This window comes from Nitrincola schmidtii (assembly GCF_008973715.1).
Classification (GTDB): Bacteria; Pseudomonadota; Gammaproteobacteria; order Pseudomonadales; family Balneatricaceae; genus Nitrincola; species Nitrincola schmidtii.
The window spans coordinates 94,693-110,616 of the sequence record NZ_WBOL01000009.1 but is presented as its reverse complement, the minus strand read 5'-3'; the positions used below and the strand labels follow the sequence as shown (position 1 = coordinate 110,616).

General features: G+C 43.7%; 16 protein-coding genes and 1 tRNA gene. 12 read left to right on the top strand and 5 right to left on the bottom strand.

The window, feature by feature from the left end:
* The 7 genes from F7R24_RS09535 to F7R24_RS14920 all read left to right on the top strand — a co-directional run bounded on the left by F7R24_RS09535 (position 1) and on the right by F7R24_RS14920 (position 7,384).
* Complete coding sequence (locus F7R24_RS09535) at positions 1 to 660, top strand: alpha/beta hydrolase (protein ID WP_151671025.1); 660 nt, start codon at positions 1 to 3, stop codon at positions 658 to 660.
* A 72-nt stretch (positions 661 to 732) separates the two neighbouring features.
* Entirely contained in the window at positions 733 to 1,677 is a 945-nt protein-coding gene (locus F7R24_RS09530) for a tripartite tricarboxylate transporter substrate-binding protein (protein ID WP_168926809.1), read from the top strand.
* A 93-nt stretch (positions 1,678 to 1,770) separates the two neighbouring features.
* Positions 1,771 to 2,712, top strand: a complete 942-nt coding sequence (locus tag F7R24_RS09525; RefSeq protein ID WP_151671023.1) for a tripartite tricarboxylate transporter substrate binding protein — start codon at positions 1,771 to 1,773, stop codon at positions 2,710 to 2,712.
* A gap of 145 nt (positions 2,713 to 2,857) precedes the next feature.
* The gene (locus F7R24_RS09520; protein ID WP_151671022.1) at positions 2,858 to 3,799 is read left to right on the top strand and encodes a tripartite tricarboxylate transporter substrate binding protein; all 942 of its coding nucleotides are present in this window, start codon (positions 2,858 to 2,860) and stop codon (positions 3,797 to 3,799) included.
* Position 3,800: 1 nt separating this feature from the next.
* The gene (locus F7R24_RS09515) at positions 3,801 to 6,497 is read left to right on the top strand and encodes an EAL domain-containing protein (protein WP_151671021.1); all 2,697 of its coding nucleotides are present in this window, start codon (positions 3,801 to 3,803) and stop codon (positions 6,495 to 6,497) included.
* Positions 6,494 to 6,958, top strand: a complete 465-nt coding sequence (gene trmL / locus F7R24_RS09510; RefSeq protein ID WP_151671020.1) for a tRNA (uridine(34)/cytosine(34)/5-carboxymethylaminomethyluridine(34)-2'-O)-methyltransferase TrmL — start codon at positions 6,494 to 6,496, stop codon at positions 6,956 to 6,958. Before F7R24_RS09515 ends, trmL begins: the two co-directional genes overlap by 4 nt.
* A 300-nt stretch (positions 6,959 to 7,258) precedes the next feature.
* Positions 7,259 to 7,384 carry a hypothetical protein gene (locus F7R24_RS14920; protein ID WP_276613249.1) on the top strand — a complete coding sequence of 42 codons (126 nt, stop codon included), beginning with the start codon at positions 7,259 to 7,261 and terminating at the stop codon, positions 7,382 to 7,384.
* A gap of 239 nt (positions 7,385 to 7,623) precedes the next feature.
* On the opposite strand, the gene F7R24_RS09505 is transcribed toward F7R24_RS14920, so the two are convergent.
* Positions 7,624 to 7,710: transfer RNA gene (locus tag F7R24_RS09505), tRNA-Leu, on the bottom strand.
* Positions 7,711 to 7,774: 64 nt separating this feature from the next.
* The gene (gene znuA / locus F7R24_RS09500) at positions 7,775 to 8,788 is read right to left on the bottom strand and encodes a zinc ABC transporter substrate-binding protein ZnuA (RefSeq protein WP_151671019.1); all 1,014 of its coding nucleotides are present in this window, start codon (positions 8,786 to 8,788) and stop codon (positions 7,775 to 7,777) included.
* 69 nt (positions 8,789 to 8,857) lie between these two features.
* Here znuA and F7R24_RS09495 point away from each other — a divergent pair, with 69 nt between their 5' ends.
* Genes F7R24_RS09495 through F7R24_RS09480 form a run of 4 tightly spaced genes read left to right on the top strand, consistent with a single transcriptional unit; the run spans position 8,858 to position 12,284 of the window.
* Complete coding sequence (locus F7R24_RS09495) at positions 8,858 to 9,352, top strand: Fur family transcriptional regulator (RefSeq protein ID WP_151671018.1); 495 nt, start codon at positions 8,858 to 8,860, stop codon at positions 9,350 to 9,352.
* 4 nt (positions 9,353 to 9,356) lie between these two features.
* Positions 9,357 to 10,148 (top strand): zinc ABC transporter ATP-binding protein ZnuC, encoded by a 792-nt coding sequence (gene znuC, locus F7R24_RS09490; RefSeq protein ID WP_151671017.1) that lies wholly within the window; start codon positions 9,357 to 9,359, stop codon positions 10,146 to 10,148.
* Complete coding sequence (znuB, locus tag F7R24_RS09485; protein WP_151671016.1) at positions 10,141 to 10,932, top strand: zinc ABC transporter permease subunit ZnuB; 792 nt, start codon at positions 10,141 to 10,143, stop codon at positions 10,930 to 10,932. Before znuC ends, znuB begins: the two co-directional genes overlap by 8 nt.
* The gene (locus F7R24_RS09480; protein ID WP_151671015.1) at positions 10,932 to 12,284 is read left to right on the top strand and encodes an MATE family efflux transporter; all 1,353 of its coding nucleotides are present in this window, start codon (positions 10,932 to 10,934) and stop codon (positions 12,282 to 12,284) included. The genes znuB and F7R24_RS09480 overlap by 1 nt, the downstream gene beginning before the upstream one ends.
* Positions 12,285 to 12,333: 49 nt before the next feature.
* Here F7R24_RS09480 and F7R24_RS09475 read toward each other — a convergent pair whose 3' ends face one another.
* Complete coding sequence (locus F7R24_RS09475; protein ID WP_151671014.1) at positions 12,334 to 12,609, bottom strand: YheV family putative zinc ribbon protein; 276 nt, start codon at positions 12,607 to 12,609, stop codon at positions 12,334 to 12,336.
* Positions 12,610 to 12,616: 7 nt separating this feature from the next.
* Positions 12,617 to 14,659: an oligopeptidase A gene (gene prlC, locus F7R24_RS09470; RefSeq protein WP_151671013.1), complete on the bottom strand. Its 2,043-nt coding sequence runs from the start codon at positions 14,657 to 14,659 to the stop codon at positions 12,617 to 12,619.
* Between the two features lie 116 nt (positions 14,660 to 14,775).
* Between prlC and F7R24_RS09465 the strand changes: the two genes are divergently transcribed.
* Entirely contained in the window at positions 14,776 to 15,318 is a 543-nt protein-coding gene (locus F7R24_RS09465; RefSeq protein ID WP_151671012.1) for a gamma carbonic anhydrase family protein, read from the top strand.
* 40 nt (positions 15,319 to 15,358) lie between these two features.
* On the opposite strand, the gene F7R24_RS09460 is transcribed toward F7R24_RS09465, so the two are convergent.
* A complete protein-coding gene (locus F7R24_RS09460) occupies positions 15,359 to 15,895 on the bottom strand; it encodes a DUF924 family protein (protein WP_151671011.1) in 537 nt (178 codons plus the stop codon).
* Positions 15,896 to 15,924: the final 29 nt, after the last annotated feature.

The window sequence follows — 15,924 nt, the reverse complement described above, 5'->3', positions numbered from 1 at the left end:
ATGCTACCTAACCTAACCCTTGAGCCGAAACAACCTGCCGATAGCTGCGTCATCTGGTTACACGGGTTAGGAGCAGATGGGCATGATTTTGCACCGGTTGTTCCAGAACTAAACCTACCTGTATCACTCGCAACCCGATTTATCTTTCCTCACGCCCCGGAAATTCCTGTGACCATCAATGGTGGCATGGTGATGCCTGCTTGGTATGACATTTTAGAAATGCAATTGGAACGCAAAATTGATATTGAACAACTAAACTCATCCGCTGATGAAATCGTAAAAATCATTAATCAGCAAATTGATCTAGGGATTCCTGCGGAGCGAATCATCGTCGCAGGATTTTCCCAAGGAGGAGCGGTGGCATATCAGGTAGCTCTCAGCTTTCCTGAGGCTCTAGGCGGTCTATTAGCGCTATCAACCTACTTTGCCACTGAGAAAACCATTCGTAAGCATCCAGCGAATCAAAACATACCTATCTTAATCATGCATGGCAGTCATGACGATATTGTTCCTGAAAGCTTAGGCACCAAGGCCAAAATCCATTTAACCGGGCTAAACTATAAAGTGGATTATGTGAGCTATCCCATGCCGCATTCTGTTTGTCTTGAACAGATCAAACAGATAGGCAAATGGTTCCAAAACTGTCTCAAAATAGGTTGAGTTGAAAGCAAGTCATTTCTGTACCAGACTATTAATAATTAACCCTACTCAAACCTATTCATGAGGCTCCTAGTGCTGAAACGCCTTATAACATTTATTCTGATGCTAATACTTTCAGGAGCTAGTTTTTCAGAAAGCGATTTCCCTAGCCGTCCTGTTACTCTCCTGATTGGCTTTGAACAAGGCGGCACATTATTTACACAAGCAGTCACTCTAGCTGAAATTTTATCCGAAAAACTTGGCCAACCAGTCACTCTTGAGACTAGAGCAGGGCATGGCGGTGGCACGGCTGCGGCAATGATCGCCAGTAGTAAAAGCGAAGGGTACATATTATTGTTCACCCCTTCTTTTCCTTTGACTGATTATCCTGCTCGTCTTCAGGTCTCCTATAAAATCGATGATTTTAGTTATATAGCAGCTATATCTGCCGATCAACACGCGTTTGTTACCAGTCAATGGACACCATTTGACGACTGGGCTGGCTTCTTAGACTATGCACGTCAACAAACTGAAATTCGCTATGCCTCTCAGAACCTCACTGACCGTTTAATTATTCAGGAAATCGCCGAAAAAGAGGGATTTAAAGTTAGAGTAATTCCTGTATCAGGTGGCGCCGGAATGGCACCCTTAATTCTTTCTGGTGACGTAGAACTCGCCTTCAGCGGTGGTACACATAGTCGCTATACTGATTCAGGCGAAATGCGAGTCCTCGCAGCAACTGGAGTAGATCGACTAAAACATTACCCTGAGGTTCCAAGTCTGCATGAGCTTGGATACGATCTAGGCATGCAATCTGTCAGGCTAATTGCTGCACCACAAAACACTCCTCAATATCAAATAGATATTTTATCCAAAAAAGTTAAACAAGTAATCAATGACGATCGTTTTATACATGTAACAGAAAATGTCATTAGACAACCACTATTAACATTTAAAGACAATGACTTAAAGTTATTTCTACACTCCCAAGAACAGCAATTACTGCGCTTAATAACCAAACAAAATTCTCAAGATTAAAAATATACATTGTGGAAATATACATTTTTATCTAAGGTCTAATCATTAAAGTTGTTATTTCCAATTACTGACAAACTCTTGAGATTACCATCAATGAAGGTATTAGTTTTTGTAATAATTAGCCTCTACATTTTGTCTGTTCCAGCAATTGCGAACGACTTCCCAAGTCGCCCGGTAACACTCTTACTCGGTTTTGAAAAAGGCGGCACCATGTACACGCTTGCAGAAACGGTTGCAGAAGTCCTTTCTGACAAACTGGGCCAACCTGTTAATATTGAAGCTCGATCTGGACATGGTGGAGGAACAGCAGCAGCAATGCTTGCAAATAGTAATAGTAAAGGTTACATACTGCTTTTAACACCTTCCTTTGCTATTACTGACTATCCTATCAGGCTCCAAGCATCCTATGAAATCGATGACTTTATTTTTATTGGCTCTGTGTTAGCTGATCAACATGCACTTATTACCAGTCATCATGCGACTTACAGTACTTGGGATGAGTTTATTAGCTTCGCACAAGAAAAAGGCGAGATACGCTATGCCTCTCAAAACTTAACTGATCGTTTAATAATCCAAGAGATAGCAAAGCAAGAGGGTTTCAGTGTCCGCATTATTCCTGTGTCGGGAGGCGCTGGAATGACACCTCTTGTTTTATCTGGCGATGTTGATCTTGCTTTCAGCGGTGGTACACATGCACGCTTTACAGATTCAGGAGAAATGCGTGTACTAGCGACTACAGGAAGCGAAAGACTAATACACTACCCTAACGTACCAACGCTTCAAGAACTTGGGTATATATTGAGGATTCAATCAGTAAGCTTAATAGCAGCCCCAAAGAACACCCCCGATTACCAAATTGAAAAATTAACTATCGCACTTGAAGCGATGATAGATGACCCTCGATTCATTGATGTAACTGAGAATGTTATTCGACAACCTCGTTTGTTTATTAAAGGTGAAGAACTCCGTGCTTCGTTACAACTTCAACAGCTAAATATTATGCGCTTGATGTCCAATCACATGAACAATGACTAATGGATAATTGCATGAAATTAAAAAGAAGCGTTAGCAAAATGAAATAAATACAGCTAAGATCATATTTAAACATAGCTTTAACATACACCTTTATTTTGTAGTGCTTTTAAGGGTTAATTGATACTAAAACTACAGGTTTAAATGCATGAAAAAGGTAGCGATTCTTCTGTTATTACAGATACTTTTATATTCAGCATGTGCTACCGCCAAAGACTTCCCCAGTAAGCCTCTAACGTTGCTTATTGGTTTTGATCGTGGTGGAACTGTGTTTACCCAAGCAGAAGCATTAGCTGAAGTATTAACTGATATACTGAATCAACCTGTGACGGTTCAGGTTAGATCAGGACTAGGGGGCGGCATAGCTGCTGCAATGGTTGCTCAAAGTCAAAGTGAAAGCTACATCATGCTATTCACTCCGTCTCTTTCCATTACTAATTCGCCTCATACGCAACCTGCTTTTGAAGTTGATGACTTTCGCTATTTGGGTGCCATCTCAGAAGATCAGAATGCATTAGTCACATACAGTGATGCTCCTTTTTCTAGTTGGACTGAGTTTCTAGAATACGCCAAACAAAAAGATGAAATTCTTTACGCTTCACAAAACTTAACAGACCGACATTTTATTAACGTGATCGCTGAACAAGAAGGTCTCAATATTAGGATCATCCCTGTATCCGGAGGGGCAGGAATGGCTCCTTTAGTTCTTGGAAAAGATGTTGATCTGGCGTTTAGCGGCGGAACTCATAACCGCTACGTTGACAGCGAGCAAATGAAAGTAATCGCTTCCGTCAGTGTTAATAGGCTTTCCGAACACCCAGATACACCGACCTTACAAGAGCTAGGCTATGGCATAGGTTCACAATCTCTTAGAATCGTAGCTGTACCTAAAAACATACCCGAAGATCATTTTACAATCCTAGCGAATGCTCTCAAACAAGCAGTGGCTGACCCAAGGCTTATTCAAGTTATTCGTGATGTTATTCGTCATCCTGTGATGTTTATGGATGAAAGTGAATTACATCGATTCATCAGAGATAATCGCTCCCAATATCTTGAACTAATCACTACGATAGAAAACGAGAATTAATATGCGTTTAGGTAAGCCATGGGCATTAACCTTTACCACCCGAATAACACTTATATTTGGTGCTCTTGGCTTACTCGCACTTTTAGTTGCTTCTGTTTATGCCGCTCGTACGAGTCAAATTCAATTAAATGCAGAGATTCAGAATACTCTTGAACAACGACATAGAGCGGTACAAAGTTTAATAGAAAATCGATTAGATATCCTAAACACCTATCTTGATGTTGCTTCTTTCAATCACTCTTTCGCTTCACTGATATCTAACGAAACTGAAATTAGACGCTTCTCAACTGATATGAGCTTGATGTTTCAAGACTCTGAAAGTGCAGCCATGCTGGATCTGTTTTTTTTACTTTCTCCAGATGGAACAATGCTCTTTGACGGGGGAATGCCATTATATGATTCTCAGTATGCCTTAACCCAGATTGACTCACCTATTCTTTTTACAACAAACTGGCGACAAATAGGTTTTGACAGACGTGCCGCTTTGATTCGGGCAACGCCCATCTTTGATCCTGCAACTATTCAACTTCAGGGATATATGGTTGCAGGGCTTGCCATTGGGCAGAATCGGTATTTCATCCAACATTTACTTCGCTCAGCAGATGTAGACCACATAGCGATACATAATCATAATGGAGAAGTATTACTTAGCGCGACTAAAGCTGATAACAATGATGATGTTGCTATATTAAACTTTTCTGACTTGGATGCTGCTGAGGTACATCGACTCTATCAAACGTTAAATTTATTTGGCCAACCTAGCGAATTATCTGTATCAATTAGCCTGAGATCTGATCGATTTTTAAGTCAAGCGGGACAATTTGTTCGATCCTTTCTATTTCTATCAGGGATCTTTTTGGGATTACTTGTTTTTGCAGGATGGCTTTTACATCTTAGCCACAGCCATGCTATTTCACGTTTATTGAAGTTTATCGATGAAACGCAGAAAGGAATGAAAGGTAGTAAATTTGAAGGCACTGGCATTACAGAATACAACCGTGTAGGCAAGGCAATGCAACACATGGTCGATGATTTAAATGTTGCAGCAACGGTTTTTGAGTCTGGTGAAGGCATGATCGTTGCTGACGTTCATTGCACCATCCTGCGCGTCAACCAAGCATTTACTCGTATTACCGGATATGAAGCTGAAGAGATCACCCGCAAACACCTAAACAGCATTAAAATTAAAGACGACAAGATTGATTTTGATGTGATTCAAAAAACTCTATTACATCAAGGTGTTTGGCAGGATGAAATATGGAGTAAACGAAAATCAGGCGATCGTTTTTTACAATGGACCAGTATATCTGCCGTATTTAATGAGCAAGACAACACCATCGTTAACTATGTTGTGACATTACTAGATGTCACTGATCGCAAAGAAGCTGAAATTAGAATACGTCAACTAGCATTCTATGATCAACTGACAATGCTTCCCAATCGACAGTTGTTAATGGAACGTCTAGAGCATGCTTTAGAAAGAAGTCAACGTAGTAAAAAGCTTGGGGCAATTCTCTATTTGGATTTGGATGATTTCAAAACTTTAAACGATACCCGAGGACATCATATTGGAGATCTTTTACTTAAACAGGTTTCAGAGCGTCTATCATCCTGTGTCCGACGTGTAGATACCGTAGCTAGACTAGGTGGCGATGAGTTCATTATCCTTCTTGAAGATATGGGAGACGACCGAGAACAAGCAGGTGTTCTTGTTGAAAAACTTTGTCAAAAGATATTAGACAGCCTGTGCAAACCCTATAAGTTTGATTCCATCGAACATTTCAGCACACTCAGTATTGGTATTGCGTTATTTATTGGCAGAGAAGAAGGTATTGATGAACTACTAAAGCAAGCAGACCTTGCTATGTACCAAGCCAAAGCTGCTGGACGAAATACCTACCGCTTCTTTGATCCAGCAATGCAGGTAAAAGTAACTGAACTCGCAACCCTTGCTAGAGACTTACGCTTGTGTATCCAAGAAAATGGCTTCCATTTGGTATACCAGCCTCAAGTAGACCAGTATGGTAATCTTTTTGGTGCAGAAGTGTTATTGCGCTGGCAACATCCTGAAAAAGGCTTTATATCTCCGGTTGAGTTTATTCCTGTAGCGGAAGAAACGGGTCTTATTTTACCAATTGGGCAGTGGGTGTTAGACGAATCCTGTCGTCAACTGGCTATTTGGCAACAATCTGATATGAGCAAAGACTTAGTACTCGCTGTGAATATAAGCCCAAAACAGTTTCAACAACAAAACTTTGTTAGCTCTCTTCTCGAATGCATCGAAAAACACAACATTAAACCAACTACATTAAAGTTAGAAATTACTGAAAGTATGCTACTAGACGATGTAGATGAAACAGTTGCCAAGATAGACACCCTTAAAGAGCACGGCATTAGTTTTTCACTTGATGATTTCGGTACAGGTTACTCATCGCTTTCATATTTAAAACGATTACCTTTGGATCAACTTAAAATTGACAAGTCCTTTGTAACAGATATGTCGCAAGATCAACATCATGCCGACATTGCACGAACCATTGTGTCTTTAGCTAAAAGCATGGATCTTGCCGTGATTGCTGAAGGTGTGGAAACAGAAGAGCAACTTAAAATGCTAGAAAGCTTTGGTTGTTATGCCTTCCAAGGGTATTATTTTAGCCGCCCACTCACCTTGGAAGACTTTACTAAGCAGTATCTATGATCCATATACTATTGTTTCAACCCGAAATCCCGCCTAATACAGGTAATGTTATTCGCTTAGCGGCTAATACTGGCTGCCAATTACACTTAGTCGAACCTCTTGGCTTTTCGATGGAAGAAAAAGGATTACGGCGCGCGGGGTTGGATTATCATGAATTTGCCAAGGTGAAAATATGGCCTGATTTTGAGCAATTCAAAAAAGAGGTTGCGCCTAAGCGAATATTTGCCCTATCTACCAAAGGGAAAGCCTACTATCACCAGGTCAGCTTCGATGATGGTGACTGCTTCATGTTTGGTCCAGAAACACGAGGCCTACCCATGGATATTCTAGAAAGTCTTCCTTCTGAACAAGTGTTAAGACTTCCGATGCATCCTGGTAGCCGTAGCTTGAATCTTTCTAATACGGTTGCAATTCTTGTCTATGAAGCACTGAGACAGCATAATTTCAGTGGTTTAAGCTAAGTCTGATAATTTGTTTACCAAGCCAATTCATCAGTGATGCCGAATATCGACAATGCACTCCTAATGCATATGACATTTACGACACGCAGCTTTTTAACGCTGTCATAAATGTCATATTCCCCACTTGACTTTTCACTCCCACCTGTCAAACCACTTCAGAAAATCCAATACATAATTTATATAAATCAGATACCTATCGAGAATTTCTGAGACAAAGGAAATTATTGGCATTGATATTGCTTTATACATAACAATCAAACTGACTTTTTAAAAGTTATGTATTTAATACTGGAGAAGTATATGAGCCATGCACATCAAGAAGCCTATGAAACTATTGGTCTTGTTCCATCAATTGCGCTAATCGTCGGCGGTTTCTTAGTCGCGATTTTGCCAGTAATTGTTCAAGTTAGCTTACACGTTGTATAAGCACTGAGTTACGCACTCAATTTGTTTAGCTGCAATAACTGATCTTCACCCGATTAGTTAGCACCTCACTCACCCAATTAAGATTTATGCAGCAGCCTGCTCAGTTTACTGAGTGGGCTTTTTTTTGATTGTTAATAAGTAAAACTCGAATTTCATACATAACTAGAAACCTAGTTATTGATTCCTATGTATTAGGCAACGAGAAACTAAATTAATAAATGTGCGGGTAATATCAAGAATGGTGCAGATGGGGAGACTCGAACTCCCACGCCCGTGAAGGCACTAGCACCTGAAGCTAGCGTGTCTACCAATTCCACCACATCTGCGTTTTGAGTGGGGCGAATTATACTCACCCCACCAAGGCTTGTGAAGCCTTTTAAACTAAAAAGATTATCCCTCTAAACAACCACTAAAAGCATCAGCTAACTGCTGAAGATACTCAAGATATGCAGTTGCAGAGGGCGTAAAATCACGGGCTAATGGATCCAGCACACCGTGACCAACACCGGTACCGCGCGTAATGGTTTCGACCACTGCGCTGGTGAATTGTGGTTCGCTAAACACACACACCGCATTACCAGCATCAAGCTGTTGACGGATTTGCGCTAAATGACGAGCACCCGGTTGACGTGCTGGATCAACAGTAAAGTAGCCTAGTTGATTCAAAGCATAATGATCAACAAAGTGCCCATATGCATCGTGGAAGACAAAGAAACCCTTTTCCTGAACTGGCTCTAATTGCGCTTTAATCGATAGATCCAGCTCTTCTAACCTTTCTTTAAAGGTTACGAGATTTTGCATCAACTGTGGTTCATGCTCCGGCATTAATCGGGTTAAAGCCGCTGTCATGCGAACAGCTATTTCTGCTGCATTTTTAGGGTCTAACCAAATATGAGCATCGTGATCATGATCGTGATGATCATCATGTCCATGTGAACTGTGATCATGCTTGTCATGGTCATGCTTGTGACCATGGTCATGTTTATTTTCATGCCCATGATCGTGCTTATGCTCTTCTGAATGATCATGGTTATGGCCTTGATCATGTCTGTGCTCTTTAGCATGATCGTGTTCGTGGTCATCGTCATCTTTATAAAGTTGTACTATCTTTGCATCAGTACGCTGTAATGGACGGACTAAAAACTGCTCCATATCAGGACCTACCCAAAAGATCACATCAGCATCGGTAATAATTTGCATATCCGAAGGACGCATAGAGAAGCTATGGGGGGAGGCATTATCAGGCAGAAGCTGCACAGGCTCTGCAACACCATCCATTACTGCCGATGCAATTAACTGCAAGGGTTTAAGAGTGGTAACGACTTGGTGCGCTTGAGTGTGACCAGCAAAAAGAAGCAGTGCTGCCATTGGCAAACTACGGGCTAGGTGTTTAAATTTTGGCATGTTAGTCTTAATCCTGTTTTTAACTTATTTAGGTTATAATATAACAAAACACTTTGGATCGCATCTGCCATGTCTGAAATTAACTCGGGTTTTGCTTGTTCATCTAATCACCAGCACTGTATCAATGATGCACTAGCAGCCGCAAAAGCCTTATGTCGCGAACAACAGCTACGTCTGACACCCATTCGCGAGCTTGTACTGCGCTTAATATGGCAAAGCCACAAACCCTTAGGTGCTTATGATTTGCTTCCAGCGCTTGCTGAAGCAGGTTTCAACTCGGCTCCACCTACGGTTTATAGGGCACTTGAGTTTTTACAGGAGCAGGGGCTTGTTCATCGATTGGCTTCGTTAAATGCCTACATGGGCTGCAATCATCCAGGCAAAGAACATTCGGGTTGTTTCTTTATTTGTGAATCTTGTCAACAAGCCTTGGAAATTGATGCCAACCCCATTCAACAAACCCTAAATCAACAGGCCAAGCACATGGGATTTAGTATTCATAAAGAAACCATCGAAGTGCTAGGAACCTGCCCTACCTGCCTTGCTAATCAGGATGACGCATAAAACCATGTCCACACCGCATCAAGACCTCGTTCGCTTAGAGGGAATCTCTGTTCGTTACGCCAGAGAAGATGTTCTAAGCAATGTAACGCTTTCATTACATGACAATTGTATAACCACCCTAATAGGTCCCAACGGTGCAGGAAAAACGACACTGGTTAGAGTAGTCCTAGGTCTGATTAAACCTACTTCAGGGAATCTTTGGTGTCAGCCTAATCTTCGCGTTGGCTACATGCCACAAAAACTGCATATTGACCGCACCATGCCATTGACGGTTAGACGCTTCTTGAATATCGGATTGAAACCTGAAAAAGCTCAACTGGAACATACCTTAGAGCAGGTAGGTGCTCAACATCTGTTAAAACACTCTTTTCACGACCTGTCGGGTGGCGAGACCCAACGTGTGTTACTGGCGCGAGCACTGCTGCGTGACCCACAACTGCTGGTATTGGATGAACCCGTACAAGGCGTTGATGTGAACGGTCAAACAGAGCTCTATCAGTTAATTAGTGCGATACGTCAACAACGACAATGTGGCATTTTGATGATCTCACATGATCTTCATCTGGTGATGTCGTCTACTAACCACGTGGTCTGTCTGAATAAGCACATCTGCTGCTCTGGGCATCCCGAACGCGTCAGCAACGACCCTAAATTTATTGAACTGTTTGGGCGCTCGCAAGCGGATGCCTTTGCTCTGTATAACCACCATCATGACCATACGCATGATCGGCTAGATAGCCATCCAGAGCTGTTACGCGAGAACTGCTTACATCAGGAGCCCTCCAAAAATGCCTGAATTTATCTTGATTGCATTACTGGGTGGCTTGGGTGTCGCGGCAATCACTGGACCTTTAGGTGCATTTGTTGTTTGGCGTCGTATGGCATACTTCGGCGATACCCTTGCTCATTCGGCGTTAATGGGCGTCGCTTTGGGCTTCCTGTTTAATATTAACCTTAATCTAGCGGTAATGGCCTGCTGCGTATTGCTGGCAATTTTACTGGTGGCGATGCAAAAACAGCACTTTGTCGCCACCGATACATTACTCGGTATTATGGCGCACAGTACTTTGTCGATCGGTTTAGTGGCTGTCTCTCTGTTAGATCATATTCGTATCGATTTAATGGAGTATCTTTTTGGTGATCTCCTAGCCATTGCGCCAGCAGATCTGTTGTGGGTGTTTGGTGGTGGATTACTAGTTTTACTCACCTTATGGCGACTGTGGCATCCCTTGTTAGCCATTACCATTAATGAAGAGCTTGCTCAAGTTGAAGGGGTGAACGTCACCGCTACTCGCTTAGCTTTGATGTTGATGATCGCTCTGGTCATTGCCGTCGCCATGAAACTGGTGGGTATTCTGCTAATTACCTCCTTATTAATCATTCCGGCGGCGGCCGCCAGAAGACTCGCTGCTACACCTGAACAGATGGCGGTCATTGCATCGTTTCTTGGGATGCTCGCTGTGACTGGCGGTATTTGGGGCTCTTGGACCTTTGATACACCTGCGGGACCTTCGGTTGTGGTGACTGCGTTGATCATTTTCCTAGTGCTTTACAGCTTGCCTCAACGTTACGGACGCTAATGTTTTCCTCGCTGATACGTTACCGTCCGGATCGCGCATCACATCAACGCGTATGGCAACTTGCTTGGCCCATGATGTTATCCAATATCACCGTGCCTTTGCTGGGTCTTGTGGATACAGCCGTTATGGGTCATCTACCGGAACCTCGCTACTTAGCCGCCATTGCAGTGGGCGGAGTTATTTTTACCAGCATCTATTGGACCTTTGGCTTTCTTCGCATGGGAACCACGGGGCTTGTCGCACAAGCACATGGACGTGATGATGGTTCGGGCATACGTCGCTATTTAGGACAGTCCTTGTTGATCGCCAGCGTCATCGGCATATTGATCTGGCTATTACGAGGTCCCTTAATTGAATTAGCTTTACAGCTTACTGGTGCGGCACCGGATGTTATTGATGAAGCGCGTCGTTACGCGCTAATTCGTGCTTGGGGTGCACCGGCAGTCTTGTGTAACTTTGTTCTTCTGGGCTGGTTCGTCGGTAATCAAAATACACGCATTCCTCTATTGCTGCTGACCCTGACCAATGTTATCAACATTGTATTAAACCTATTATTTGTTTTTGGTTTGGGCATGCGTACCGAAGGAGTCGCGCTGGGAACCGTGATCGCTGAATACGCTAGCTTATTAATGGGATTATGGTTTTGTAGAAAGCTGCTGTTAAATCTATCCGGTGAATTTAAAGCAAAAGCCTTACTTTACTGGCATGATTACGCTGAATTGTTTCACGTGAATCGTTATCTGTTTGTACGTACCTTACTTCTACTGTTTTGCTTTGCCTTTTTTACCGCGCAAGGGGCGAGAATGGGTACCGATGTGGTTGCAGCCAATGCGGTTCTGCTTAACTTTTTAATGCTGATTTCTCATGCCTTAGATGGATTTGCGCATGCAACCGAAGCACTGGCGGGCAGGGCATTAGGACGAAAGAAGAAAAGAGATTTCTATCAAATTATCCTGACGGCAACTCTATGGTCTTTAATCTCAGCGATGCTAATCACACTCTTCTTTGCTATCGCAGGAGAGACAGTGATTAGCTGGCTAACCAGCATCAATGAAGTCAGAGCCATAGCGGGGCAGTATCTACCTTGGTTAGTCGCCTTACCTCTACTGGCTGTCTGGAGCTATCTGTTGGACGGTATCTTTATTGGTACGACACAAGTGAAGGTGATGCAAAACACCATGATTATTTCGGTGATCTTGGTGTTTTTACCCGTCTGGTGGCTCACTCAGGGCATGGGGAATCATGGCTTATGGTTAGCCTTTTCAAGCTTTTTTATCGCCCGAAGCCTGACAGGTGGCTGGGTGTACTGGCGCCTTACTCAGCAAAACCGCTGGGGTTTAGCGCCAGAGTGAACCGGTAGAATAGCGATGAACCATAAGCCAGAATTGAAGATGGCTTTGATCAAGACTTCCCTGGATCAAGCAACCGAATGGGCTCGGCTTTAACCTCTTTGGGTTTGGTGGCTTGAGCAGAAAGTCGATCCTCGTGCTTTTCTTTGTGCACACGAGTGTCGATCTCTTTTGGTTCAGGACGGCCATCTAAGCGCAAAGAGTCACTAAAACCACACTCAATACACTCACGATGTTCACGCTCTTCGTCTCGATGCATTCGCACCGAGTCCATTTTTCCACAGCGAGGGCACACAGCCCCTGCAATAAAGCGCTTTACTGGTTCCATAATACCCTCAGGCTGCTTTAACAATACCATTGTGACGTAATAGCGCGTCGACCTTAGGCTCACGTCCTCTGAAGGCAACGAACAGTTCCATCGGCTCTGCAGAACCACCTTTCTCTAGAATGTTGCTACGGAAGGCTTCGCCTGCGGTTGGGCTAAATACACCGTCCTCTTCAAAACGTGAGAAGGCGTCGGCTGATAAAACTTCTGCCCATTTATAGCTGTAATAGCCCGCTGCATAGCCTCCCGAGAAGATATGACCAAAACTGTGTTGGAAGCGATTCTCTTTCGGCGGCGTCATCACAGCAACTTGTTTTCTGACTTCGTCCAACACTTGCTGAACGTCGGTGACACCGGCTTCAAAACATTGATGTAGTTTGAAATCAAATAGCGAGAACTCAAGCTGTCTGACCATCATCATACCGGCTTGGAAATGCTTAGCGGCAAGCATATTTTCCAGTAGTTCATTGGGCAGTGGTTCATTGGTTTCGTAATGACCCGACATCAGCGCTAAGCCTTCCGGTTCCCAGCACCAGTTTTCCAGGAACTGACTTGGCAATTCAACCGCATCCCAGGCAACACCATTGATACCGCTCACCTCTGGATAATCCACGCGAGTAAGCATGTGGTGTAATCCATGACCAAATTCATGGAACAAAGTCGTCACTTCATCATGCGTTAACAGCGCAGGCTTATTGCTCACGGGTGGAGTAAAGTTACAGACCAAATAGGCAACGGGAAGCTGTATTTGACCATCGGCTAGGCGACGACGATCTCGGCAATCCGCCATCCACGCACCACCGCGCTTATTGCTTCTGGCAAAGGGATCTAAATAACAGTAAGCGAGGGTCTCACCGTCACGTGACAATCGGAAGAATCGAACATCCTCATGCCAAGTATCGGCATCTGCTTGTTCTTCAATGCGAATACCAAATAAACGCTCCACAATGCCAAACAATCCATTCAACACTTTTGGTAAGGGAAAGTAGGGGCGAAGTTGCTGTTGAGACACCTGATAACGCGACTGCTTTAACTTATCGGCATAATAGCTGACATCCCAAGGCATCAACTGTTCAGTGCCATCCAACTCTTTGGCAAAGGCGGTTAGATCCGCTAAATCCTGTTCAGCAACGGGGCGGCTTTTTTCGGCCAAATCATTTAAAAAGCCAATCACCTGATCACCGTTTTCAGCCATCTTGGTGGCCAGTGACAGATCCGCATAGGTTGTAAAACCCAATAATTTTGCCAACTCTTGTCGTAATGCCAAAATCTCATTCATGATCGGGCCATTATCCCAACGCCCAGCATCCGGCCCTTGATCAGAGGCACGCGTCGAGTAGGCTCGATAAAGCTGCTCACGCACGGCTGAGTTGTTGGCATAGGTCATCACAGCGTAATAAGAAGGGAAGTCCAAGGTGATGACCCAACCATCCAATTCGCGCGTTTTGGCGGCATTTGCGGCAGCTTCAATCGCATCGTCAGGCAAACCTTGCAGATCTGATGGATCTTCCGTATGAAAATACCAACCTTGCGTGGCATCTAACACATTTTCAGAAAAGGTATTGGTTAACTCGGAAAGGCGCTGCTGTATCTCTGCATAGCGCTGTTGTTCTGCTTCCGGCAAGGCAATACCTGAAAGCTTAAAATCACGCAGCGTATTCTGTAATACCTTCTGTTGAGCCTTATCCAGCGAGGCGAAGTGCTCACTTTTCGCTAAAGCCTCATAACCCGAGAAGAGTCCTTTATGCTGCCCCATTTCAGTCCAATAGGCGGATAACTTCGGCAAACAGGCATTGTATGCCTGACGTAACTCATCGGAATTCATCACACCATTCAAATGTGATGCGATAGACCAAGCGTAACTCAACTTATCACTGGTATCTTCTAAGCGTTGTACAAAGGAGTCCCAATCATGGTCTTGCTCTGTTTCGGTGAGGGCGTTGACTAGATGACGATTTTCTTCAATCAATGCATCGATGGCTGGCTCTATCTGATCAACCTTGATTTGGCTAAAAGGCGGTAACTGCTGGGGATGAAGTAAAGGGTTTTGCATAATCTGCCTCGTATAAGTGAAAAGCCTTTCAACAGGCCAATCCGTGATCTGTATCAATCTTGTAGTATACAATGGGGAAAAGTCTGTCACTTTTCAACTGATCAATAGGGTATTCCATGCATATACGTTCATATCAGGGTAAACAGCCCATTCTTGGCAAGGCCGTTTTTGTCGACCCTACCGCCGTGGTTCTTGGAGACGTAGAAATAGGGGATGACTCTTCTGTCTGGCCGTTAACCGTGATTCGCGGGGATATGCACCGTATTCGTATCGGTCGTTGCACCAGCATTCAAGATGGTTCTGTACTACATATCACACATGCAGGCCCCTTCAACCCTGACGGCTTTCCGCTCGTCATTGGTGATGAGGTCACTGTAGGCCATCAAGTCACCCTGCATGGTTGTACCATCGGTAATCGCGTACTGGTTGGCATGGGTAGTATGGTGATGGATGGCGCGGTTGTGGAAGATGAGGTGGTGATCGGCGCAGGAAGCCTCGTGCCACCGGGTAAACGCTTAGAAAGCGGTTATTTATATGTTGGTCGTCCTGCCAAACAAGTGCGACCTCTGACCGAAAAAGAGATGGCGTTTTTTAGCTACAGTGCAAATAACTATCGGCAGTTGAAGGATCTGCATTTGCAGGAGGAGTGGAGTCAGTAAGCTGAGCTTAGATTTTGACCTTTCAAGCTTCTAAACAGATTTAGAAGCTTGAATCAGGCTCTTTTAAAAACTCAACTTCTTCATCAGTCGATACACGCCCTAAAATACTATTTCGATGTGGATAACGTCCAAACCTATCAATGATCACCTTATGTTTACGCTCGAATTCCAAGCTATTTGCATTGCCCAAAGCTTCAAAGAGCTTGATTGCCTGTTGATGAATGACTTTAGACTCACTGTGCATAAAGGGAAGATAAAGAAAACTCCTCTCCGTAGGTGGTAATTCAAGATCAAACCCTTTGGATATCGCGAACTGTGCTAATGCCAAGGCAAGAGGGTCAGATGCAAAAGATTCTGACGTGTCACGAAAGATATTACGAGAGAACTGATCAAGAACGATGACTTCAGCCAGACTACCTGACGGCGTTTCCCGCCATTCAAATAACTCGCCCGCTTTAGCCTGTTGATGTAGCGAGCCAAATTTAGTCTGAATCATTAAATCCAACTGGTGGTTTTTTTCCCACCATTGCTTAGGTTCAAGTTCTTTAAACCAAAAATCTAACACGTGTGACTGCATAAACCTTCTCCATTAAAGGGGATGGGGGA

What these genes read in the sequence shown, in the direction of transcription:
- F7R24_RS09480 (WP_151671015.1), top strand. Translation starts at nt 10,932, where the DNA reads ATGTTTTCCTCGCTGATACGTTACCGTCCGGATCGCGCATCACATCAA.
- znuC (WP_151671017.1), top strand. Translation starts at nt 9,357, where the DNA reads ATGTCCACACCGCATCAAGACCTCGTTCGCTTAGAGGGAATCTCTGTT.
- znuB (WP_151671016.1), top strand. Translation starts at nt 10,141, where the DNA reads ATGCCTGAATTTATCTTGATTGCATTACTGGGTGGCTTGGGTGTCGCG.
- F7R24_RS09525 (WP_151671023.1), top strand. Translation starts at nt 1,771, where the DNA reads ATGAAGGTATTAGTTTTTGTAATAATTAGCCTCTACATTTTGTCTGTT.
- znuA (WP_151671019.1), bottom strand. Translation starts at nt 8,788, where the DNA reads ATGCCAAAATTTAAACACCTAGCCCGTAGTTTGCCAATGGCAGCACTG.
- prlC (WP_151671013.1), bottom strand. Translation starts at nt 14,659, where the DNA reads ATGCAAAACCCTTTACTTCATCCCCAGCAGTTACCGCCTTTTAGCCAA.
- F7R24_RS09520 (WP_151671022.1), top strand. Translation starts at nt 2,858, where the DNA reads ATGAAAAAGGTAGCGATTCTTCTGTTATTACAGATACTTTTATATTCA.
- F7R24_RS09535 (WP_151671025.1), top strand. Translation starts at nt 1, where the DNA reads ATGCTACCTAACCTAACCCTTGAGCCGAAACAACCTGCCGATAGCTGC.
- F7R24_RS09495 (WP_151671018.1), top strand. Translation starts at nt 8,858, where the DNA reads ATGTCTGAAATTAACTCGGGTTTTGCTTGTTCATCTAATCACCAGCAC.
- F7R24_RS09460 (WP_151671011.1), bottom strand. Translation starts at nt 15,895, where the DNA reads ATGCAGTCACACGTGTTAGATTTTTGGTTTAAAGAACTTGAACCTAAG.
- trmL (WP_151671020.1), top strand. Translation starts at nt 6,494, where the DNA reads ATGATCCATATACTATTGTTTCAACCCGAAATCCCGCCTAATACAGGT.
- F7R24_RS09475 (WP_151671014.1), bottom strand. Translation starts at nt 12,609, where the DNA reads ATGGAACCAGTAAAGCGCTTTATTGCAGGGGCTGTGTGCCCTCGCTGT.
- F7R24_RS09465 (WP_151671012.1), top strand. Translation starts at nt 14,776, where the DNA reads ATGCATATACGTTCATATCAGGGTAAACAGCCCATTCTTGGCAAGGCC.
- F7R24_RS14920 (WP_276613249.1), top strand. Translation starts at nt 7,259, where the DNA reads ATGAGCCATGCACATCAAGAAGCCTATGAAACTATTGGTCTTGTTCCA.
- F7R24_RS09515 (WP_151671021.1), top strand. Translation starts at nt 3,801, where the DNA reads ATGCGTTTAGGTAAGCCATGGGCATTAACCTTTACCACCCGAATAACA.